At 53.9% G+C, this 21,317-nt stretch carries 22 protein-coding genes; 12 read left to right on the forward strand and 10 right to left on the reverse strand.

Annotated features, from left to right (window positions below; genetic code table 11):
- Nucleotides 1–23 precede the first annotated feature (23 nt).
- The gene (locus ACMYSO_RS04860; RefSeq protein ID WP_434669546.1) at nucleotides 24–1,934 is read right to left on the reverse strand and encodes an ATP-dependent DNA helicase; all 1,911 of its coding nucleotides are present in this window, start codon (nucleotides 1,932–1,934) and stop codon (nucleotides 24–26) included.
- A 131-nt stretch (nucleotides 1,935–2,065) separates the two neighbouring features.
- Between ACMYSO_RS04860 and ACMYSO_RS04865 the strand changes: the two genes are divergently transcribed.
- Nucleotides 2,066–2,410, forward strand: a complete 345-nt coding sequence (locus tag ACMYSO_RS04865; protein WP_434669547.1) for a RidA family protein — start codon at nucleotides 2,066–2,068, stop codon at nucleotides 2,408–2,410.
- On the opposite strand, the gene ACMYSO_RS04870 is transcribed toward ACMYSO_RS04865, so the two are convergent.
- A complete protein-coding gene (locus ACMYSO_RS04870; protein WP_187042597.1) occupies nucleotides 2,411–2,596 on the reverse strand; it encodes a YoaH family protein in 186 nt (61 codons plus the stop codon). It abuts the gene before it with no gap.
- 88 nt (nucleotides 2,597–2,684) lie between these two features.
- Here ACMYSO_RS04870 and pabB point away from each other — a divergent pair, with 88 nt between their 5' ends.
- The 4 genes from pabB (at nucleotide 2,685) to ACMYSO_RS04890 (ending at nucleotide 7,907) form a co-directional block, all read left to right on the forward strand.
- Nucleotides 2,685–4,040, forward strand: a complete 1,356-nt coding sequence (gene pabB, locus ACMYSO_RS04875; protein ID WP_434669548.1) for an aminodeoxychorismate synthase component 1 — start codon at nucleotides 2,685–2,687, stop codon at nucleotides 4,038–4,040.
- 3 nt (nucleotides 4,041–4,043) lie between these two features.
- Nucleotides 4,044–4,622 (forward strand): CoA pyrophosphatase, encoded by a 579-nt coding sequence (locus tag ACMYSO_RS04880; RefSeq protein ID WP_434584161.1) that lies wholly within the window; start codon nucleotides 4,044–4,046, stop codon nucleotides 4,620–4,622.
- Nucleotides 4,623–4,866: 244 nt separating this feature from the next.
- Complete coding sequence (gene sdaA, locus ACMYSO_RS04885; protein ID WP_123754863.1) at nucleotides 4,867–6,231, forward strand: L-serine ammonia-lyase; 1,365 nt, start codon at nucleotides 4,867–4,869, stop codon at nucleotides 6,229–6,231.
- A 122-nt stretch (nucleotides 6,232–6,353) separates the two neighbouring features.
- On the forward strand, nucleotides 6,354–7,907 hold the full coding sequence (locus ACMYSO_RS04890; protein ID WP_434669549.1) for an EAL domain-containing protein: 1,554 nt from the start codon (nucleotides 6,354–6,356) through the stop codon (nucleotides 7,905–7,907).
- A 59-nt stretch (nucleotides 7,908–7,966) separates the two neighbouring features.
- Here the strand turns inward: ACMYSO_RS04890 and yoaE are convergent, their stop codons facing one another.
- A complete protein-coding gene (gene yoaE, locus ACMYSO_RS04895; RefSeq protein WP_434669550.1) occupies nucleotides 7,967–9,526 on the reverse strand; it encodes a CNNM family cation transport protein YoaE in 1,560 nt (519 codons plus the stop codon).
- 447 nt (nucleotides 9,527–9,973) lie between these two features.
- Here yoaE and manX point away from each other — a divergent pair, with 447 nt between their 5' ends.
- The 5 genes from manX to mntP all read left to right on the forward strand — a co-directional run bounded on the left by manX (nucleotide 9,974) and on the right by mntP (nucleotide 14,172).
- A complete protein-coding gene (gene manX / locus ACMYSO_RS04900; protein ID WP_434669551.1) occupies nucleotides 9,974–10,945 on the forward strand; it encodes a PTS mannose transporter subunit IIAB in 972 nt (323 codons plus the stop codon).
- Between the two features lie 56 nt (nucleotides 10,946–11,001).
- The gene (gene manY / locus ACMYSO_RS04905; protein ID WP_434584155.1) at nucleotides 11,002–11,802 is read left to right on the forward strand and encodes a PTS mannose transporter subunit IIC; all 801 of its coding nucleotides are present in this window, start codon (nucleotides 11,002–11,004) and stop codon (nucleotides 11,800–11,802) included.
- 12 nt (nucleotides 11,803–11,814) lie between these two features.
- Nucleotides 11,815–12,666, forward strand: coding sequence for a PTS mannose transporter subunit IID (locus ACMYSO_RS04910; RefSeq protein WP_123754868.1), 852 nt, complete (start codon nucleotides 11,815–11,817; stop codon nucleotides 12,664–12,666).
- Between the two features lie 55 nt (nucleotides 12,667–12,721).
- Complete coding sequence (locus tag ACMYSO_RS04915) at nucleotides 12,722–13,180, forward strand: DUF986 family protein (RefSeq protein WP_434669552.1); 459 nt, start codon at nucleotides 12,722–12,724, stop codon at nucleotides 13,178–13,180.
- Between the two features lie 425 nt (nucleotides 13,181–13,605).
- Nucleotides 13,606–14,172 carry a manganese efflux pump MntP gene (gene mntP, locus ACMYSO_RS04920; RefSeq protein WP_434669553.1) on the forward strand — a complete coding sequence of 189 codons (567 nt, stop codon included), beginning with the start codon at nucleotides 13,606–13,608 and terminating at the stop codon, nucleotides 14,170–14,172.
- Between the two features lie 3 nt (nucleotides 14,173–14,175).
- On the opposite strand, the gene rlmA is transcribed toward mntP, so the two are convergent.
- The 6 genes from rlmA to mgrB form a co-directional block, all read right to left on the reverse strand.
- Nucleotides 14,176–14,970, reverse strand: coding sequence for a 23S rRNA (guanine(745)-N(1))-methyltransferase (gene rlmA / locus ACMYSO_RS04925; RefSeq protein ID WP_434669554.1), 795 nt, complete (start codon nucleotides 14,968–14,970; stop codon nucleotides 14,176–14,178).
- Nucleotides 14,971–15,031: 61 nt separating this feature from the next.
- The gene (gene ftsI, locus ACMYSO_RS04930) at nucleotides 15,032–16,777 is read right to left on the reverse strand and encodes a peptidoglycan glycosyltransferase FtsI (RefSeq protein ID WP_434669556.1); all 1,746 of its coding nucleotides are present in this window, start codon (nucleotides 16,775–16,777) and stop codon (nucleotides 15,032–15,034) included.
- 191 nt (nucleotides 16,778–16,968) lie between these two features.
- Nucleotides 16,969–17,178, reverse strand: coding sequence for a transcription antiterminator/RNA stability regulator CspE (gene cspE, locus ACMYSO_RS04935; protein WP_001062678.1), 210 nt, complete (start codon nucleotides 17,176–17,178; stop codon nucleotides 16,969–16,971).
- 12 nt (nucleotides 17,179–17,190) lie between these two features.
- Nucleotides 17,191–17,337 (reverse strand): DUF2627 domain-containing protein, encoded by a 147-nt coding sequence (locus ACMYSO_RS04940; RefSeq protein WP_154144708.1) that lies wholly within the window; start codon nucleotides 17,335–17,337, stop codon nucleotides 17,191–17,193.
- Between the two features lie 635 nt (nucleotides 17,338–17,972).
- Nucleotides 17,973–18,257 carry a YebO family protein gene (locus ACMYSO_RS04945; RefSeq protein ID WP_434584146.1) on the reverse strand — a complete coding sequence of 95 codons (285 nt, stop codon included), beginning with the start codon at nucleotides 18,255–18,257 and terminating at the stop codon, nucleotides 17,973–17,975.
- A 74-nt stretch (nucleotides 18,258–18,331) separates the two neighbouring features.
- Nucleotides 18,332–18,475, reverse strand: coding sequence for a PhoP/PhoQ regulator MgrB (gene mgrB, locus ACMYSO_RS04950; RefSeq protein WP_041146201.1), 144 nt, complete (start codon nucleotides 18,473–18,475; stop codon nucleotides 18,332–18,334).
- Nucleotides 18,476–18,634: 159 nt separating this feature from the next.
- On the opposite strand from mgrB, the gene ACMYSO_RS04955 reads away from it, so the two are divergent.
- Entirely contained in the window at nucleotides 18,635–18,874 is a 240-nt protein-coding gene (locus ACMYSO_RS04955; RefSeq protein WP_123754873.1) for a YobH family protein, read from the forward strand.
- A gap of 64 nt (nucleotides 18,875–18,938) precedes the next feature.
- On the opposite strand, the gene kdgR is transcribed toward ACMYSO_RS04955, so the two are convergent.
- A complete protein-coding gene (gene kdgR / locus ACMYSO_RS04960; protein ID WP_123754874.1) occupies nucleotides 18,939–19,730 on the reverse strand; it encodes a DNA-binding transcriptional regulator KdgR in 792 nt (263 codons plus the stop codon).
- 179 nt (nucleotides 19,731–19,909) lie between these two features.
- On the opposite strand from kdgR, the gene ACMYSO_RS04965 reads away from it, so the two are divergent.
- Nucleotides 19,910–21,283 (forward strand): MFS transporter, encoded by a 1,374-nt coding sequence (locus ACMYSO_RS04965; protein ID WP_434669558.1) that lies wholly within the window; start codon nucleotides 19,910–19,912, stop codon nucleotides 21,281–21,283.
- Nucleotides 21,284–21,317 lie beyond the last annotated feature (34 nt).

The following is a 21,317-nucleotide window of genomic DNA, read 5'->3' on the forward strand; positions in this document are numbered from 1 at the left end:
AGCTTACCACATTTTGCGCCAGATTACCTCGCTGGCGGTACGGCGAGAAAACGCACGGCCCGGCGGATATCGCGGGTTCGCGGCGCTGGCGGGAGGCTGGCCAGGAACACCGCGCCGTAGGGACGCATCACCAGACGGTTATCGCAAATCACCAGTACGCCACGGTCGTCGATATCACGGATCAAACGCCCTACTCCCTGTTTAAGGGTAATAACCGCATCGGGTAGCTGTACTTCGTCGAAGGGATCGCCACCGCGCAGGCGGCAATCTTCCATCCGTGCTTTCAGCAACGGATCGTCCGGCGAGGTAAACGGCAGTTTATCAATGATCACCAGCGACAACGCATCGCCGCGCACATCCACCCCTTCCCAGAAGCTGCTGGTCGCCACCAGCAACGCGTTGCCGGCACTGACGAACTGCTGCAACAGCTGGCCTTTGCTGGTTTCGCCCTGCAGCAGTACCGGCAACGTCATGGTGGCGCGAAACTGTTCGGCCAGGTCGCGCATCATCGCGTGTGAGGTGCACAGCATAAAGCAGCGCCCGTCGTTCGCTTCAATCAGCGGTTTAAGCATCGCCGCCAGATGACGCGCCGCCCCAGGTTGGTTGGGCAGCGGGAGATTGCGCGGCACACAGAGCAACGTCTGGTGGGCGTAATCAAAAGGACTGGGCAACAGCAGCGATTGCGCCTCTTCAATGCCGAGGCGCGCGGTGAAGTGGTGCAGATCGTCATTCACCGACAGCGTGGCCGAGGTAAAAATCCAGCTGCCTGATTTTTGCGCCATGACCTCTTTGAATTTTTCCGCCACGGTCAGCGGGGTGAGCGCCAGGGTAAAATGACGGGAAGTGCATTCGTACCAGTAGCTAAAGCCCGGCTGGTTAATCTCTTTCAGGCGTTTCAGCCTGGCACGATAAACCGTGGCGCGTTCAAAAGCCGCATCAAGCAGCGCCGAGCGGCCAAGCGACAGTTTCGCCACGTCATAACAGAGCTCAAGCGCATCATCGAGCAGCAACAGCGCGCGCTGGATATGACTGTCCGCCAGCAGATCGCGCAGATTGCCCCGGTAGCCGGGATCCCCGAGCTGCAGACGAAAATCCTGCGCGCTCTGGGCCAGGCGATCGGCGCATTTTTGCAGCTGCTGGGTATCTTTCAGCTCGGTGCGATAGGCAATGGTGATGTCTTTTGCCAGATCCACCAGCTGGCGGCTGGAGAGCGACTGGCCAAAATACTGGCTGGCGATGTCGGGAAGCTGATGGGCTTCATCGAAGATCATCACTTCCGCCTCAGGGATAAGCTCGGCGAAGCCACTCTCTTTCACCACCATATCGGCGAGGAACAGGTGATGGTTCACCACCACCACATCGGCATCCATCGCTTTTTTACGCGCTTTGACGACAAAGCAGTCCTGATACACCGGGCAGTCGCTGCCGAGACAGTTATCGTTGGTGCTGGTGACCAGCGGCCAGGCCTGAGAATCTTCGGCAACGCTGACGCAGGTGCTGATATCGCCATCAAGGGTTTGGTTTGACCACGAACGCAGCAAAATAACATCACTCAGGGTTTGCACCGGGAGATCGCCGCCGGCCAGGGTCTGCTGCTCCAGGCGTTCAAGACACAGGTAGTTCGAGCGCCCTTTAAGCAGCGCCAGTTTGCCGGTGAACTTCAGTGCTTTTGCTACCGTCGGCAGGTCACGACTGTACAGTTGATCCTGCAGCGCTTTCGAACCGGTGGAGATAATCACCTTCTTATTGGCCCGCAGCGCAGGCGCCAGATAGGCGTACGTCTTGCCGGTACCGGTCCCCGCTTCCACCACCAGCGGCTGCGCCTGTTGGATGGCCTCAGCCACCGCGATCGCCATCTGGCGCTGCGGTTCGCGTGGTTTGAATCCGGGAATCGCTTTGGCCAACTGGCCGTCTGCTGCAAAATCGTCGATCACAATACCCCCTGGTGATTTGGACAGTGATTATGTCAGGCAGCAGACCTTTTCACCAGTCCGGGTAGTGACGCAAGCGGCACATTATGGCAGTCTTGCCCGCAGTCTGATGGAATGAAACCAAGGAAATGATAATGACAATTACGCGTATCGATGCTGAAGCCCGCTGGTCTGATGTAGTAATTCACAACCAGACCATTTACTACACCGGCGTGCCGGCAAACCTCGAAGCGGATGCGTTTGAGCAAACCGCGAACACCCTGGCACAAATTGACGCCGTGCTGGAAAAACAGGGCAGCAACAAGTCGCGTATTCTTGATGCCACCATCTTCCTTGCGGATAAAAGCGATTTCGCGGCGATGAACCATGCGTGGGACGCGTGGGTTGTGGCCGGCCATGCCCCGGTGCGCTGCACCGTCCAGGCCGCCTTAATGAAGCCGGAATACAAAGTCGAAATTAAAATTATCGCCGCACTGTAATTATTCGTCTTCGTCTTCATCTTCAAAGCGCGCCACAATCCGATCACCGGTATGGCTGGCGCGCAGTTCATTGGCGACCAGCGAAATCGCTTCACCGCTGCTCATCCCCTGGGACATCAGTTCCTGGATACGCTCTACCGCTTTTTGCTGCTGCTCGTGGCTCAGCGAAGGTAAACCTGCAAACATAACTCACTCCTGCTACATTGTGTGGCGTCATTATTTCATGCCGCCCATCTGAGATTCCAGAGGACGGCAACGCTTAGGATCGAGGAAGATGTTGTCCCCCGCTATTATTACTCTGCCCTGGCACCCGGATGCTGCCGAGCGCTACTTTACGCCGTTAAGCACCGCCCCATGGGCCATGCTGCTGCATTCCGGTTTTGCCGACCATCCCCATAACCGTTTTGACATCATCGTGGCCGATCCGTGCGCCACGCTGCTTACGTGCGGCGGGACAACCGTAGTCGATGACGGCCGGACCCGGATCCAGTCGACGCAAGATCCGCTGACGCTGTTACAAACGCAACTGGATCAACGTGGATTAACGCCTGTGGCGCATCCCCATTTGCCGTTCCTCGGCGGCGCGTTGGGACTGTTCGGTTATGACCTCGGCCGGCACTTTGAATCTCTGCCCACACACGCCGTGGCGGATATTGCCCTGCCTGATATGGCCGTGGGGATCTACGACTGGGCGCTGATTGTCGATCATCAGCGCCAGGAAGTCTCGCTGCTTAGCTACGGCGATCCGCATGCCCGTCTGCAGTGGCTCCAGGCGCAATCTGCCGCGCCCACCGAGCCGTTCGCCCTGACCTCCGCCTGGCGTTCAAACATGAACCGCGAGCAGTATGGCGAGAAATTCCGCCAGGTTCAGGCCTGGCTACACAGCGGTGACTGTTACCAGGTCAACCTGGCACAACGTTTTCAGGCCAGCTACCGCGGCGATGAGTGGCAGGCGTTTTGCCAATTAAATCGTGCCAATCGCGCGCCGTTCAGCGCCTTTATTCGTCTCGAGGACGGCGCCGTGCTAAGCCTGTCTCCGGAGCGTTTCATCCAGTTGCATCAAGGTGAGATCCAGACTCGCCCGATCAAAGGCACGCTGCCGCGCCTGGCCGATCCGCAACAGGATGCCCTGCAGGCACAAAAACTGGCCCGGTCGCCAAAAGACCGGGCTGAGAACCTGATGATCGTCGACCTGATGCGTAATGATATTGGCCGGGTTGCCGAGCCCGGTAGCGTCCGGGTTCCGGAACTGTTCGTCGTGGAACCCTTCCCGGCGGTGCATCATCTGGTGAGCACCATTACCGCCAGGCTGCCGGCCCATCTTCACGCCAGCGATCTGTTGCGTGCGGCGTTCCCCGGCGGCTCCATTACCGGCGCGCCTAAGGTGCGGGCGATGCAGATCATTGACGAACTGGAACCCCAGCGACGTAACGCGTGGTGCGGCAGTATCGGCTATCTCAGCCTGTGTGGCAATATGGACACCAGTATTACCATCCGCACGCTGACGGCGTACCAGGGAGCGCTATACTGTTCTGCCGGCGGTGGTATTGTGGCCGACAGTGAAGAGGCCGCTGAGTATCAGGAAACCTTTGATAAAGTTAATCGAATCTTGCAACAACTGGAGAGCTAGACCATGGCGGATGACGCCCTTGCGCTGGACGACTTTCTTTCTCGCTTTCAATTACTGCGCCCGCAACCCTCGCGCAGCGCGCTGAATCAGCGCCAGGCGGCGGTGCTGGTGCCCATCGTTCGTCGACCGCAGCCCGGCCTGCTGTTGACGCAGCGATCGCCGCGCTTGCGCAAGCACCCGGGCCAGGTTGCCTTCCCCGGCGGAGCCGTCGATAACACCGATGCCACCCTGATTGCCGCCGCGCTACGGGAGGCGCAGGAAGAGGTCGCTATTCCTCCCGATCGGGTGGAGATTATCGGCGTTCTGCCGCCGGTCGATAGCGTCACCGGTTTTCAGGTTACGCCGGTGGTCGGCATTATTCCGCCTGACCTGCACTATCATGCCAGCCAGGATGAAGTGTCGGCGGTGTTCGAAATGCCGCTTGCTGAAGCATTAAGCTTAGGCCGCTATCACCCGCTGGATATCCACCGCCGCGGGAATTCGCATCGTGTCTGGCTGTCGTGGTATCAGCACTATTTTGTCTGGGGCATGACCGCCGGTATTATTCGCGAACTGGCCCTGCAAATCGGCATTAAACCCTAGCCTTCCTGCTCACGGCTGACGCGATGGCCACCAGGCCCGCGACAGCCAGTTTCCCTGTGCAATCCACCCTCTGAGATAGCGTATATACTTAAAGTGAGATTGCGCTCTCATCATTAGTAATTTCGCCGTTATCCATTAATTTAATTCATGTGAATAGTTAAGCTGATGGTGCGGTTCCCTCTTACACTATGCGCAGTTTTCACATCGTTACCGCCACTGCGGTAACCCTGTCAGGAGTGTTATCGTGATTAGTATATTCGACATGTTCAAGGTGGGGATCGGTCCCTCATCTTCCCATACTGTAGGGCCGATGAAGGCCGGTAAACAGTTCGTCGATGACCTGGTCGAAAAAGGATTGCTTAATGAAGTGACCCGGGTGGCGGTTGACGTCTACGGCTCGCTTTCATTAACCGGCAAAGGCCACCATACGGATATCGCCATTATTATGGGACTGGCGGGTAATCAGCCCGATACGGTCGATATTGATGCCATACCTGGATTTATCCGCGATGTCGAAACCCGCGGACGTTTGCTGCTGGCACAAGGTCAGCACGAAGTTGATTTCCCGCACGATGACGGCATGCGTTTTCGTAGCGACAACCTGCCGCTGCACGAAAACGGCATGACCATTCATGCCTGGGCCGGTGAGAAAGAGATCTACTGCAAAACCTATTACTCCATCGGCGGCGGTTTTATCGTCGATGAAGAACATTTCGGCAAAGACAGCGTGGATGAGTTAAGCGTGCCTTATCCCTTCAAGTCGGCACAAGAGATGCTGGCTTACTGTAAAGAAACCGGGATGTCGCTCTCCGGCATGGTGATGCAGAACGAACTGGCGCTGCACAGCAAGAAAGAGATCGAAGACTATTTTGCTCACGTCTGGCAGACCATGCGCGCCTGCATCGATCGCGGCATGAACACCGAGGGCGTATTGCCTGGCCCTCTGCGCGTACCGCGTCGGGCATCAGCACTGCGTCGCCTGCTGGTAGCCAGCGATAAACTGTCCAATGACCCGATGAATGTCGTTGACTGGGTGAATATGTTCGCCCTGGCAGTTAACGAAGAGAACGCCGCCGGCGGACGCGTAGTCACCGCACCAACCAACGGCGCATGCGGCATCGTCCCAGCCGTGCTGGCCTACTATGACCACTTTATCGAGTCGGTCAGCCCGGATATCTATATTCGTTACTTTATGGCCTCTGGCGCCGTGGGGACGTTATACAAAATGAACGCCTCCATTTCCGGTGCAGAGGTGGGCTGTCAGGGTGAAGTCGGCGTCGCCTGTTCAATGGCGGCGGCGGGCCTGGCTGAACTACTTGGCGCCAGCCCGGAGCAGGTTTGCGTCGCGGCGGAAATCGGTATGGAGCATAACCTTGGTCTCACCTGCGACCCGGTGGCCGGACAGGTACAGGTTCCCTGTATCGAACGTAACGCCATTGCTTCGGTGAAAGCGATCAACGCCGCACGTATGGCGATGCGTCGCACCAGCGAACCGCGCGTCTCCCTCGATAAAGTCATTGAGACCATGTACGAAACCGGTAAGGACATGAACGCCAAGTATCGCGAGACGTCTCGCGGCGGCCTGGCCATCAAAGTTCAGTGTGACTAAACTATTTTTTATCCAAATGCGCCCACCGGGCGCATTTTTTATGTTATTTATTTACACCCACTACACTTGCTCACTCGCGGTTGTTATTCTCGTCCGCATTCAGAGCCGACAGGGTGTCGCGCATGCACAATGCTCAGAAAGTCATTTCGACTTACCGCCGTAAACGCGTTGTCATTTGTTTGATTGTGGCGTTGTTGACGTTAACGACAACACTGGTTATCCGATTTATTTCACAGCGCAGTTTAAATCAGCAACGTATCCAGACCACCACCCATCAGATGGTGGCTGCCATGGATAAAATGCTGTTTCCGTTGTCAGAGCACCATCATGCCCTGCTGCAGATGGTGGGAAAACCGTGCCAGGATGTCCGCCTGCCGCTGCGCAAACTGGCGGCGACACTGCAAACCGTGCGGTCCATCGCCCTGGTAAAGTCGCAGACGCTGTACTGCTCCAGTATCTTTGGCGATCGTAACGTTGCCATTCATCAGTTGCAGTCAGCGCTCCCTTCTCCCCAGCCATTGCTGATGCTTTCAACAGACCACTCGCTGCTGCTCGGCTCGCCAGTATTAGTGCAATGGTATCCCTCCCGCTTCAACAGCGACGATGGTGTGATGATCGTCATCAACATCGAACTACCTGGAGAGTTAATTCTCGCCGCAAAATCACCTCTGATTACCGGTATCGGGTTGAGCGTCGGCGCACAGAACTTTATTCATGGCATCGGCATCACCGAACAGCAAGTGCCGCCTGGTGAGAAGATGATTTACCACCAGCAGTCAACCCAGTTTCCGTTCGCCATCAACGTCAGCGGTCCCGGCGCCACGGCTATCGCCCTTGCCGAGCTTCCCGGAGGGCTGCCGCTGGCGCTGATCCTCAGTGTGATGCTGGGTGGCATGATGTGGCTGGTTACGGCGGGGAGAATGAGTTTTGCCAGGGAGATCAGCCTTGGGATCACCGCGCGCGAATTTACACTGTGGTGCCAACCGCTAAAAGATCTGCGGTCGGGAAAATGCATCGGCGTCGAAATTTTGCTGCGCTGGAATAACCCGCGTCGGGGAAATATCTCACCCGATGTGTTCATTCCTCTCGCGGAAGGGGCAAACTTAATTGTGCCTCTCACCCGCTATGTCCTCAGGGAAACGGCACGCCAGTTACCGCTGTTCCCAGAGGATAATAATTTCCATATTTCAATTAATGTCGCCGCCCGCCATTTTGCCAACGGGGAACTCATGCGCGATTTGCATCATCTGTGGTTCAGCGCTCATCCGGTGCAACAGTTAGTGGTGGAGCTGACCGAACGTGATGTGCTGCAGGAGGGGGACCACCATATGGCGGAACTTCTGCATTTTAAAGGGGTAATGCTGGCGATTGACGATTTCGGTACCGGAAATAGCTCACTGTCATGGCTGGAAAAACTGCGTCCGGATGTATTGAAAATTGATAAGTCCTTCACCAGCGCCATCGGCATTGATAGCGTGAATACGACGGTGACCGACATGATCATTGCTCTGGCGCACCGCCTGAATATCCTGACGGTGGCTGAGGGCGTTGAAACCGAAGCCCAGTCGCTGTATCTGCAACAACACGGGGTTGATGTCTTACAGGGGTTCCACTACGCCAGACCGATGCCAATAGCGGCGTTTCCGCAATGGCTGTCAGAGCGTGATGAGGGCTGATAAAAAACCGGCCAGCCCCCTGAGGAGACTGGCCGGTCAGCGTGACAGCGGAGCGCAGATTACTCGTCTTCGTGGTTCTCGTGCCGGGTTTTAATCACCCGTACCAGATCGACACGATAGTTGTTTGCTTCAACGATAGTAAACTGCAGCGGATCCCTCTCCACCACATCGCCAACGCGTGGTATATGGCCGTTCACGGCAATAACCAGTCCGGCTACCGTCGCAATATCGTCCTCTTCATTGACCAGGTCGTCCAGTCCGACCGCCTGCTGCAGCGCATGCAGGTCCGTTGAACCTTTGATCAACCAGCCGTCGCCATCGGTGATGATTTCCGGGGTTTCATCCGCATCCGGGAATTCACCGGCAATCGCCTCCAGGACATCCAGAGGCGTCACCAGACCTTGTACCACGCCAAATTCATTGGTCACGATAACAAAGCTCCCACGAGCCCGACGCAGAACACCCAGCAGGTTGATCGGGTCCAGCGTTTCCGGCACCACAATCGCCGGTGACGCTGAGGCCAGCGCCGCGACGTCCTCGCCCGCTTCCAGCGCAACCAGCATCTCTTTCGCCCGGACGATACCAATGATTTCATCCAGTTCACCGCGACAAACCGGGAACAGACTGTGTGGCGAGGAGAGTAACTTGAGACGAATTTCTTCTTCGCTTTGTTCCACGTCCACCCAGCTAATTTCACCACGTGGGGTCATGATGCTACGCAACGAACGCTGAGCCAGAGTCAGAACACCGTTGATCATGTAGCGTTCTTCTTCGGCAAATCCCCCTTCAGGCACCGGAACCGGCGCCGGGCTATCACCATCATGACTCACAGCATGTTGTTTACGTCCACCCATCAGACGCAAAATCGCATCCGCCGTACGGGCACGCAACGGCAGCATTGATTGGTGGCGAATAAAGTTACGACGCGCAATCTGGTTGAAGAACTCAATAATAATCGAGAAGCCAATCGCGGCGTACAGGTAGCCTTTCGGAATATGGAAGCCAAAGCCTTCAGCCACCAGACTCAGGCCAATCATCAACAGGAAGCTCAGGCACAGCACGACAACCGTCGGATGCTGGTTAACGAAGCGGGTCAACGGCTTCGATGCCAACAGCATCACCGCCATAGCTATCACCACCGCCGCCATCATCACCGGCAGATGGTTCACCATACCCACGGCTGTAATGACCGCATCCAGCGAGAAGACCGCATCCAGCACCACGATTTGCAGTACTACCACCCAGAAGCTGGCATAACCTTTACCATGGCCTTCATCGTGCTGGCGATTCTCCAGCCGCTCATGCAATTCCGTGGTGGCCTTAAACAACAGGAACAGTCCCCCGACCAGCATGATCAGGTCGCGTCCGGAAAAGGTAAAATCGGCGACGCTGAAGAGCGGCTTTGTGAGAGTCACCATCCATGAAATAACCGACAGCAGCCCAAGGCGCATAAACAAGGCCAGCGACAAACCAATTAAACGCGCTTTATCACGCTGTTTAGGTGGCAGCTTATCCGCCAGAATGGCGATAAAAACCAGGTTGTCGATACCGAGCACGATCTCCAGTACGACCAGCGTCAGCAAGCCGACCCAGATAGAGGGATCCATCAAGAGTTCCATGAGTTGCTCCAGTTGACGACAGACGAAGTCATCGTGATGTCACGCACGACAGAGATAATGGTTGCGGGTAAAAAAGCGTAGCAGGTTGTCGTGGCAGAAAAATGCCAAAAAGTGAAAAGGCGTCGATGAGGGTCCATACAGCGGGCTATGCCCTATACTCCTGAGTAACTAAACGGAAGCTAAACATAGCAAAAAATGCAGAGAGTTTGGAAAAAACTTTACCAGTCTTTGCAATAGCTAAGGCTATTTTTTGCGCTGCGAAATTATTAATTGCAGATGAGTAATTTACGGATCTTCATCACATTAATTATTTTTTCACTATCTAAAATAAATCACGGTAGTCAATATTTTCGATCTTACACCCTTACTGAATCGATTTTGTTCGCAAGAGTGATTCAGGATGTATCAACACAGATGATGCATTCACGATAATAAAGGAGGTAGCAAGTGACGATTGCTATTGTAATAGGCACACATGGTTGGGCTGCAGAACAACTGCTAAAAACAGCAGAAATGTTGTTGGGCGAGCAGGAAAACGTTGGCTGGATTGATTTCGTTCCTGGTGAAAACGCAGAAACGCTGATCGAGAAGTACAACGCACAGCTGGCAAAGCTTGATACGACGAAAGGCGTGTTGTTCCTTGTCGATACATGGGGAGGCAGTCCGTTTAACGCTGCCAGCCGCATTGTCGTTGATAAAGAACAGTACGAAGTCATTGCCGGCGTCAACATTCCCATGCTGGTCGAAACGCTGATGGCGCGTGACGACGATCCCTCTTTCGATGAACTAGTGGCGCTGGCAGTAGAAACGGGACGTGAAGGCGTGAAAGCGCTGAAAGCGAAAACCGTGGAAAAAGCCGCTCCGGCACCGGTTCAGGCAGCAGCACCGAAAGCGGCAGCGCCGTTAAAACCAATGGGCCCCGATGACTATATGGTTATCGGACTGGCACGTATCGATGACCGACTGATCCACGGTCAGGTCGCGACTCGCTGGACCAAAGAGACCAACGTCACCCGCATTATTGTCGTGAGCGATGAAGTCGCGGCCGATAACGTTCGTAAGACGTTACTGACCCAGGTTGCTCCTCCGGGCGTCACTGCCCACGTTGTTGATGTGGCAAAAATGATCCGCGTTTACAACAACCCTAAATACGCAGGCGATCGTGTCATGCTGCTGTTTACCAACCCAACCGACGTAGAACGTATCGTTGAAGGCGGCGTGAAACTCACCACCGTCAACATCGGTGGTATGGCTTTCCGTCAGGGTAAAACGCAGGTGAATAACGCCGTTTCGGTCGATGAAAAAGATATTGAAGCATTTAAAAAGCTGAATGCTCGCGGTATCGAACTGGAAGTCCGTAAAGTTTCCACCGACCAGAAACTGAAAATGATGGACCTGATTAGCAAGGTAGCGAAATAACCTTGCGGGTCACGCCCCAATTTTCAACTTAAGACTTAATCAACAGGAGAAGTACAATGGAGATTACCCTTCTTCAGATTGTGCTGGTGTTCATCGTCGCGTGTATTGCGGGTATGGAGTCGGTACTTGATGAGTTTCAGTTCCACCGTCCTCTGATCGCTTGTACGCTGATCGGCGCCGTTCTCGGCGATATGAAAACCGGTATCATCATCGGTGGTACGCTGGAAATGATCGCGCTGGGCTGGATGAACATCGGTGCTGCCGTTGCACCTGATGCGGCACTGGCATCTATTATTTCCACCGTTCTGGTTATCGCCGGCCATCAAAGCATTGGCGCCGGTATCGCCCTGGCAATCCCGCTGGCAGCAGCAGGCCAGGTACTGACCATTATTGTTCGTACTATTACCGTGGCATTCCAGCACGCCGCTGATAAGGCTGCCGAAAATGGCAACCTGACGGCGATTTCCTGGCTGCACGTGTCGTCCCTGTTCCTGCAGGCAATGCGTATCGCCATCCCTGCGGTTATCGTGGCAATTTCCGTCGGCACCAGCGAAGTACAGGGTCTGCTGAATGCGATTCCTGAAGTGGTCACCGGTGGTCTGAACATCGCGGGCGGTATGATCGTCGTCGTCGGTTACGCAATGGTCATCAACATGATGCGTGCGGGCTACCTGATGCCATTCTTCTACCTGGGCTTCGTTACTGCCGCGTTCACCAACTTCAACCTGGTTGCTCTGGGTGTGATCGGTACGGTAATGGCTATCCTCTATATCCAGCTGAGCCCGAAATACAACCGCGTAGCGGGTGCGCCAGTGCAGGCTGCTGGTAATAACGATCTCGATAACGAACTGGACTAACAGGTGAGCGAAATGGTTGATATGACTAAAAATACCACCGAGAAAAAACTCACTCAGAGTGATATTCGTGGCGTGTTCATTCGTTCTAACCTGTTCCAGGGGTCATGGAACTTTGAACGTATGCAGGCATTGGGCTTCTGCTTCGCTATGGTACCGGCAATTCGTCGTCTGTACCCGGAGAACAACGATGCCCGTAAACAGGCGATTAAACGTCACCTGGAATTCTTTAACACCCATCCGTACGTCGCAGCGCCGGTTCTTGGTGTAACGCTGGCGATGGAAGAGCAGCGTGCTAACGGCGCAGAGATCGACGATGGTGCAATTAACGGTATCAAAGTTGGTCTGATGGGGCCACTGGCTGGCGTCGGCGACCCGATTTTCTGGGGTACCGTTCGTCCGGTATTCGCCGCACTGGGTGCAGGTATCGCGATGAGCGGCAGCCTGCTGGGTCCTCTGCTGTTCTTCATCCTGTTTAACGCAGTACGTCTGCTGACCCGTTACTACGGCGTAGCATACGGCTACCGTAAAGGTATCGACATCGTTAAAGATATGGGCGGCGGCTTCCTGCAAAAACTGACCGAGGGGGCGTCAATTCTCGGCCTGTTTGTCATGGGGGCCTTGGTTAACAAGTGGACGCACGTGAATATCCCGCTGGTGGTGTCGACAATCACCGGTCAGGATGGTCAGACCCGCGTCACCACCGTGCAGACGATTCTTGACCAGCTGATGCCTGGCCTGGTTCCGCTGCTGCTGACCTTCGCCTGTATGTGGCTGCTGCGTAAGAAAGTGAACGCCCTGTGGATCATCGTTGGCTTCTTCGTCATCGGTATCGTAGGTTATGCTATCGGCCTGCTGGGCCTGTAAGTATCCTGTTGTGCGCCGGGGGCTTAGCCCCCGGTTTTTTTTTACCGGAGGATGGATGACAATCACGGATCTGGTGCTGGTTCTGTTTATTCTTGTTCTGCTGGCGTTTGCAATTTATGACCAGTTTATTATGCCGCGGCGCAACGGTCCGCAGCTCCTGACTATCCCCCTGCTCCGCCGCAGTCGTGTCGATGGGATTATCTTCGTCGGCCTGGTGGCCATTCTGATTTACAACAATATCACCAACCACGGCGCGTTAATCACCACATGGTTATTATCTGCACTGGCGTTGATGGGCTTGTACCTGTTCTGGATCCGCACACCGAAAATCATCTTCAAAGCCAGTGGTTTTTTCTTCGCCAATATCTGGATTGAATATAGCCGCATCAAAGAAATGAATTTATCGGAAGATGGCGTGCTGGTGATGCAATTAGAACAGCGGCGTTTGCTTATTCGTGTCAAAAACATTGACGACCTGGAGAGGATATACAAACTTCTCGTTTCAACTCAATAAGTTATAAATATACCCAATGCTATACCCCATCAATTTTTAACCAATTTCAGCGAATGGAATATAGCACCGGCTATATTCCATTCGCGCACTTCACCGATATTAATTAACGAATTATTTACTTGTAAACCAAAATGAAAATCGTTATCATTTGGTTATCAAAATAAATAAATCCTGTTATTGTTTTATATTCTAAAAATATGTTAAGGTTGCGCCCGTCGTTGGGGAGTAGCCGATTTCCTGCCTGTCAGGAAATGTACGTGTCAACATACTCGTTGCAAAACGTGGCACGTACGGGTCGAAAAGAAGTTCGATCAGGCGAGACCATAGACACATCACCGCTATACGCCATCCCTCCTTACCGGGTCGCGTATGTTTACTGGGGGTAGTGATGTGTCATATGGATTTTCCCCGGTCAGGACGCATGTATGAACCTATCTGCCATGATTCTTCTTGCCTTTGGCATGTCTATGGACGCTTTCGCCGCATCAATCGGGAAAGGCGCCACCTTACACAAACCTAAATTTTCTGAAGCCTTACGCACCGGACTGATTTTCGGCGCGATCGAAACCCTTACCCCACTCGTCGGTTGGGGCATGGGAATGCTCGCCAGCCAGTTCGTCCTCGAGTGGAATCACTGGATCGCCTTTGCGCTGCTGATTTTTCTTGGCGGCAGGATGGTGATTGAAGGTTTCCGCGCAGGCGACAGCGAAGCCTGTGAGGCCCCTCTGCGTCACGGATTCTGGTTGCTGGTGATGACCGCTTTCGCCACCAGCCTCGATGCTATGGCCGTCGGCGTGGGCCTGGCTTTCCTGCAGGTGAACATCATCGCCACCGCCCTCGCCATCGGTTGCGCCACGCTTATCATGTCAACGCTGGGAATTATGGTCGGACGGTTTATCGGCCCGCTGCTCGGCAAACGGGCGGAAATTCTTGGTGGTCTCGTCTTGATTGGTATCGGCAGCGAAATTCTCTGGAGCCACTTCGCCGGCTAATTCTCAGGCCTCGCGCTGCCAGAAGTGGAGCATAAAATCCGTCTGGCAGCTAAAAATGTCCTGCGCACGCAGCGTTTCACGGACGTCAGGCTTTGCCCGCCACGCAAACGGCGTCATCTGCAGTAACGCTTCGGCTTCCTGCCCGCTCAGCTGCATCGGATAGGCCAGCTGTTGCTGCTGGCGTAAAACAAAGCCGGGCATTGCTTCATGATTTTCCTCATGCAGACGCACTTCATCATAAATCAGCCCTTTCAGCTCCATCAGGTGGCGAGGCCCCGGCGTAGCGGTAATCACCCATCCGCCTGGAACGATCGCCCGGGCCAGCTCTTGTGCATTACAGGGAGCATAAATCCGCACCACCGCATCAAGGCTGGCATCTTCAAAGGGCAGCCGCTGGCTGGAAGCGACACAAAACGCCACCTGAGGGTAGCGTTTCGCCGCCGCACGAATGGCTGATTTAGAGACATCCAGACCCCAGCAGTGCCCGGCAACGGATGCAAAGGCGTGAGTGTAGTACCCTTCCCCACAGCCAATATCCAGCAGACGAGCAGGCGTCTCGGTGCGCAGAAACTCGCAGATAGCATCGCGCAGGGGTTGATAGTGTCCTGCGTCGAGAAATGCCCGGCGGGCCTGCATCATCTCGGCGCTATCGCCCGGATCGCGAGAGCGTTTGAACTGCACCGGCAGTAAATTGACATACCCCTCTTTCGCCAGATCGAACTGGTGCCGCTGCGGGCAGGTAAAACTGTTGTCGCGGCGGACAAGCGGCGCGTGGCAAAGCGGGCAACTGTATGACATAACAACTCCGGTGTCGCTAAAAGGGCGAAAGTGTAGCGCTATTCGCCCTTTCAGACCACTGTTACAACGCAGGTGGCGCGGCATCACCATTGTGCATCACGATAAGATTCTCAGACCCCTGCGGCATACCATCTGGCATGACATTTTCCAGACGCAGCACATCGCCCATGATCTGACTGAATACCGGCGCGGAAACAGCCCCGCCATAGTAGGCCCCGTTGCTGGGATCGTTAATCACCACAACCAGCGCGAACTGCGGATGGCTGGCGGGGGCAACCCCTGCCGTATAGGCAATATATTTGTCGATGTATTTACCGTCCGGGCCAATTTTTTTCGCCGTCCCGGTTTTTACCGCAATGCGATAATCACGAACCGCCGCCTTGGTCCCACCGCCGCCTGGCAGCGCCACGCTCTCCATCATGTGCTCCACTTCATGCACGATCGGTTCTGGCATCACCCGGGTACCGATCACCGGCGGGTCGATTCGGGTTATCGACAATGGACGTTCGATGCCAAAACCACCGATGGTGGCATAGACGTGTGCCAGTTGGAGCGGCGTAACCATCAAACCATAGCCAAACGCAAAGGTCGCCCGGTCAAGCTGCCCCCAATAGCGACGCTGCGGCATCAGACCCGAACTTTCGCCGGTGAGGCCCAGACCGGTCGGTTCGCCAAACCCAAACGCTTTATAAGTATCGAGAAGATGTTGAACCGGCATCGCCAGTGAGAGATGTGAGACCCCGGTATCGCTGGACTTCTGCAGGATACCGGTCAACGTCAGTTCCGGGTAGTAACCGACATCGCGGATCCGGTGACCATCCAGCACAAACGGATGAGTATCGACCACGCTGTCCGGCTGCACTATCCCCTGCTGGAGCGCCGTCATCACCACCAGCGGTTTAACCGTCGAGCCGGGTTCAAAGGTGTCACTGATGGCCCGATTGCGGAAGTCATCCAGCTTTGCGTCATCACGATTGTTAGGGTTGAAATCCGGATAGCTGGCCATCGACAGAATTTCCCCGGTGTCGATTTTAATCAGCACTGCGGCACCAGACTCTGCCTTATTCCACTTCACGGCATTATCCAGCGCATCTTCCGTCACCGTTTGCAGGCGCTCATCAATACTTAACTGAATCGTGTGCGCGGGCACCGCCGGCACCTCGGTGATATTTTCAATCACGTGGCCATGACGGTCTTTACGGACCAGTCGTCGCCCGGCTTTCCCCATCAGTTGACTATTGAAACTCTTTTCAACCCCTTCAATGCCTTGGTTATCAATATTGGTGAATCCCAGCAGGTTGGCCGCCACGTGCCCTGCCGGATAAAACCGTCGGGATTCATCGCGCAGGTTGATCCCCGGCAGATGTAGTTTATCGATCCATTCGGCCTGCTCCGGATTGACCTGGCGAGCCAGATAGATAAAGCGCATATGGGGATGAGCTTCGATACGTTTGGCCAGTTCACCCAGGTTAAGATGCAACGCCTCCGCCATCGCCTGCCAGCGTGGACCATAGCCGACGCCACCTTTTTCCATCATCGTCTGCGGGTCGGCCCAGATGGCACTGACCGGGACGCTGACCGCCAGTGGACGGTTTTCACGATCGCTGATGGTGCCACGTTGCACGTCAATGGGTTCTTCCCGTAACGAGCGCATATCTTCCTGTTTAACCAGGTTATCTGGTGAAATGATTTGCAGCCAGGCCACGCGGCCCAACAGAAATCCGAGACAACCCAAAATCGCCACGCACAACAACCCAAAGCGGACCGGGGTGAAATGAGCAGCTGACTGATTTTTATTCTTTGGCACCGTAGCTCCAGCTTTATTTTGCAACCACCTGATTTAACAGGAAATCACCAAATCAGGATGCGAAACAGTGCGAATAACGGTGATGTTTTGCAACAAGGCGCGACAAAGGAGGGGGAATGGAAATGTTTTGCAATAAAAACTAAAAAGCCCCGCAGAGGCGAGGCTTTTCTTACAAGATGAGTGGTCTTGAATCAGATAGCAGTAACGTTAACTGCTGCCGGACCTTTCTGGCCGTCCTGAATTTCAAACTCAACGTTCTGGCCTTCAGCCAGAGTTTTGAAGCCATTACCCTGGATAGCGGAGAAGTGTACGAACACATCTTTGCTGCCATCAGCCGGAGTAATGAAACCAAAACCTTTAGACTCGTTGAACCACTTAACCTGACCTTTAATCTTTGCCATTTGCAAAATTCCTTAGACTGTTTTCTTCGCCCATCGGCGCTTACATAGATAAAACTCTGACACACTACTGCATGAGGCACTAATATAAGGTTCGGCAGAGAAGCAGTATTCAACGACAACGTGTTTACTCAGGACTTCTTTACTGAAAATGCCACACATAAACAGAACTGTACCTCGTTTAACCCGAAACGTGTTATCACATACAACGTAAATAATGGCAAGCCATTTTTAAAGGTGTCTCGATCCTTCGCACAGATTATAAGGGAATCATTTGATCACCTGCACATTTATGCGTCCTTAACTGCTGAGGACTGCACTCGTCAGTACCCCGCTCAGACCCTGATAATGCGCGCAAAGATTGCAACTTTTTTACCATTGCTCAACAACTTCTGTCGGTTTGACACACCGGCAAATGCGCTGTGACTTGCGGGCGTATGAGCAAAGGTATGCGCATAATGATGCACACGCTGGCGTATATCGATAGTTGAATATTGTCTTAAATAGCACCTGTATGGTGATATAAAACCGACACACCGGTCACAGTATGAATATTATGGATAATACTATTTAAACATGAAGTATTAATGACAGAATTGTCCATCAGGTAATTAAAACATATTGTTATTAGTTTATTTGATTTACTAAAAAGCCGTGACATCGACAGGTAGAATTGCGAGCCAGCCCACATTAACGCACAAGAATTGGGCGATCGGAGTAAGAAAAAAGATAAGAAAAAGTTATAGCCGGGTGGGATAATCCAGGTGCACACCGGGCGGTGCACACCTGTCAACGTGTTACCGTTCAGCGACCAGACGGATGAAGTCATCCCCGTCTTGTTCTGCCACTGATGCTTTGGCAACCTCTTCCTTCTCAGGTTCATTGGCTTCACAGAGACGACGCAGCAGCACATTTTGCCGCTTTTGCTGATCCAGTAAGGCCTGCAGCAGTTCAATCTGCTCATTGGTGCGCGAACTTGCGCGATTAACAAAAAACCATAACAACAAGCCGACAAGCACCAGCACGATAGAAAGCGCCAGTGAAGCCAGATTTAAGATCCCAGGATTTAGTAACTCACTCATTTCACCACCTCAAAGAGAAGGCGTTTATTCTACCACTCGCAGAGCAGAAGAAAATCCGTCGTAATAAAAATGTCTTACCAGGGGATAAACTTGTTGATGGTACAGATGCCGCTGAAAAATTGTACATCCTGATCGCACATTACGTTAAGCATCTGAGTCCATAGCAATAAGCAACCGGCTATGACGACGATCAGCAAAACCCAGCGTAATTTTTTCACTCCACTCTCCGCATCAGTATCAGATGTTTCCAGGATAACATGCGCATCTTAAACCGTGACTAACTGTAATACGAAAGGTAAGTTTAGGAATCATAGACTTGTTTCAAAGCATGTAGCTGTCACTATACCCTCAAGGATAATGCAAACAATGAGGCAACAATGCGATTAATCATTCGTTCCATTGTAGTACTGGCCATCGTATGGATTGGTATTCTATTAAGCGGTTATGGGATTTTAATAGGCAGTAATGAGAACGCCGCAGGACTGGGGCTTCAGTGCAAATACCTGACCGCTCGCGGCACCAGCACCGCACAATACGTGCACTCCGACAGCGGAATTATCGGGCTGACCGATTGCCCTGTTTTACGCAAAAGTGAAACGGTGATCGACAAAGGCTAACGCAATCCGGCCACAGCAGAAGCAGGTCTTCTGCTGTGGCCGGTGAATCCGACAGCCATTCACATCAGAATGGGTAGTCGTTGTATCCCATCTGTTCTGAAATTTTGCGCGCCGCGGTGTGCAGCATCTCAACATATTCGTGCAGACGCTCTTCAGAAAAACGCAGCGTCGGGAATGAGATACTCAGGCCGGCAATCACCACGCCAAAGCGGTCGAATACCGGTACGCCGATGCAGCGCAGCCCTTCTTCCTGTTCTTCGTTGTCTTCGCCATAACCCTGTTGACGCACCTGCTCCAGTACCCCAATCAGCTCTTCCGTGCTGGTAATGGTACGGTCAGTGCTGCGTTTGTACTCAACGCCTTCCAGAATTTGCTCGACTTCCGCGCGATCGCGCCACGCCAGCAGCACTTTACCAATGGCGGTACTGTACAGTGGGTTGCGACGGCCAACGCGCGAATACATACGCAGGTTGTACATTGAGTCAATTTTGTGGATATAGACAATGCTGTCTTCATCCAGCGCACCCAGGTGGACAGTCTCTTTCGTCAGACGTGAAAGTTCACGCATCTGAATGTCGGCACTGCGAATCAGGTCGACGTTTTGCAGCGCACGGGCACCCAACTCAAATAGCTTCAGGGTCAGAGAGTATTTCTCAGATTCGCCTTCCTGAGCCACATAGCCCAACGATTTCATGGTCTGCAAAAAGCGATAAACGGTGCTTTTTGACATCATGACACGCTGGGACAGTTCGGTAATGCCAATTTCACGCTCTTCACCAAGCGCCTGCAGAATGCCAAAAACCTTCAATACCGAAGAGACAGAATCTGGCTGTTTATCCAAATCTGCAACTGCCATTTATCACCTCATCGTAACTGTTTTATAAAAATTAGAACCGGTTTTTATTATAAATTCGCATCACCGCCCCCGCAATCGATCTTCTGCCCATTCGTTACAAATCTGCGACATACAACCGAATAATCAATGCTAAAATTATTATCCATAGAATAATACCCCCTTAAAGACACATATTTGACATGGATAAAAATATTTCTGATGGCCTGCCAACGCCGCAGCGCCATGGCGCAATCCTGACCATCATTCTGGGTCTGGCTATGGCGGTCCTCGATGGCGCGATAGCCAACGTCGCTCTGCCGACCATTGCTACGGATCTGAATGCCTCCCCAGCGGCATCGATATGGATAGTCAATGCCTACCAGATAGCCATCGTCATTGCCCTGCTGCCGCTTTCCTTTCTGGGCGACATGTTTGGCTACCGCCGGGTTTACAAGATCGGCCTCGCGCTTTTCACCCTGACCTCATTAGCCTGCGCCCTCTCCCGTAGCCTGGAGATGCTGACCCTCGCACGCGTCGCTCAGGGCCTTGGCGGCGCAGCATTGATGAGCGTGAACACGGCGCTGATCCGTCTTATCTTCCCCCAGCGTTTCCTCGGGCGTGGGATGGGGATTAACTCATTCGTGGTGGCGGTGTCATCGGCGGCAGGTCCGACAATTGCTGCCGCGATCCTTTCAGTCGCCTCCTGGCAATGGCTGTTTTTGATTAATATTCCGCTGGGGATTGTTTCGCTGCTCCTCGCCATGCGCTTTCTGCCCGCCAACACCGGGCGGAGCAAAATCACCCGCTTCGACCTTCCCAGCGCCATTATGAATGCGCTGACCTTTGGCCTACTGATTACCGCCCTCGGTGGTTTTGCGCAAGGTCAGTCCGGCCAACTGGTGCTGGCTGAAGTGGCCGCGGTCCTGGTGATCGGCTTCTTCTTTGTTCGCCGCCAGCTGCAAATGCCGGTGCCGCTGTTACCGATAGACCTGCTGCGGATCCCACTATTTTCACTGTCGATCTGCACCTCAATTTGTTCTTTCTGCGCGCAAATGCTGGCGCTGGTCTCCCTGCCCTTCTTCCTACAGTCAATGCTGGGGCGCAGCGAAGTGGAAACCGGGCTATTGCTGACGCCGTGGCCTTTAGCGACGATGGTGATGGCGCCGCTGGCAGGTTATCTGATCGAGAAAGTCCATGCGGGATTACTTGGCGCGGTCGGCCTGCTGGTGATGGCCGGGGGCCTGTTTGGTCTGGCATTGTTGCCCGCATCCCCTTCCGATCTGGATATTATCTGGCGCATGGCGCTGTGCGGTGCCGGGTTTGGTCTGTTCCAGTCGCCGAATAACCACACCATTGTCTCTTCCGCTCCTCGCCATCGCAGCGGCGGTGCCAGCGGCATGCTAGGGACCGCACGTCTGCTGGGGCAAAGTGCCGGCGCCGCTTTGGTTGCATTGTTCCTTAATTTGCAAGGTAACAGCGGTACCCACAGCGCATTGCTGCTGGCCGGCGGGCTGGCAGTGATGGCTGCCGCCGTCAGCGGACTTCGTGTTACTCAGCCTCGTCCGGCTTCCTGATCGACGGCATTCGTGCGGCATAAAAAAACGCGGC

Origin of the sequence: Klebsiella sp. B345, from assembly GCF_051131735.1 — a bacterium.
GTDB lineage: Bacteria > Pseudomonadota > Gammaproteobacteria > Enterobacterales > Enterobacteriaceae > Klebsiella.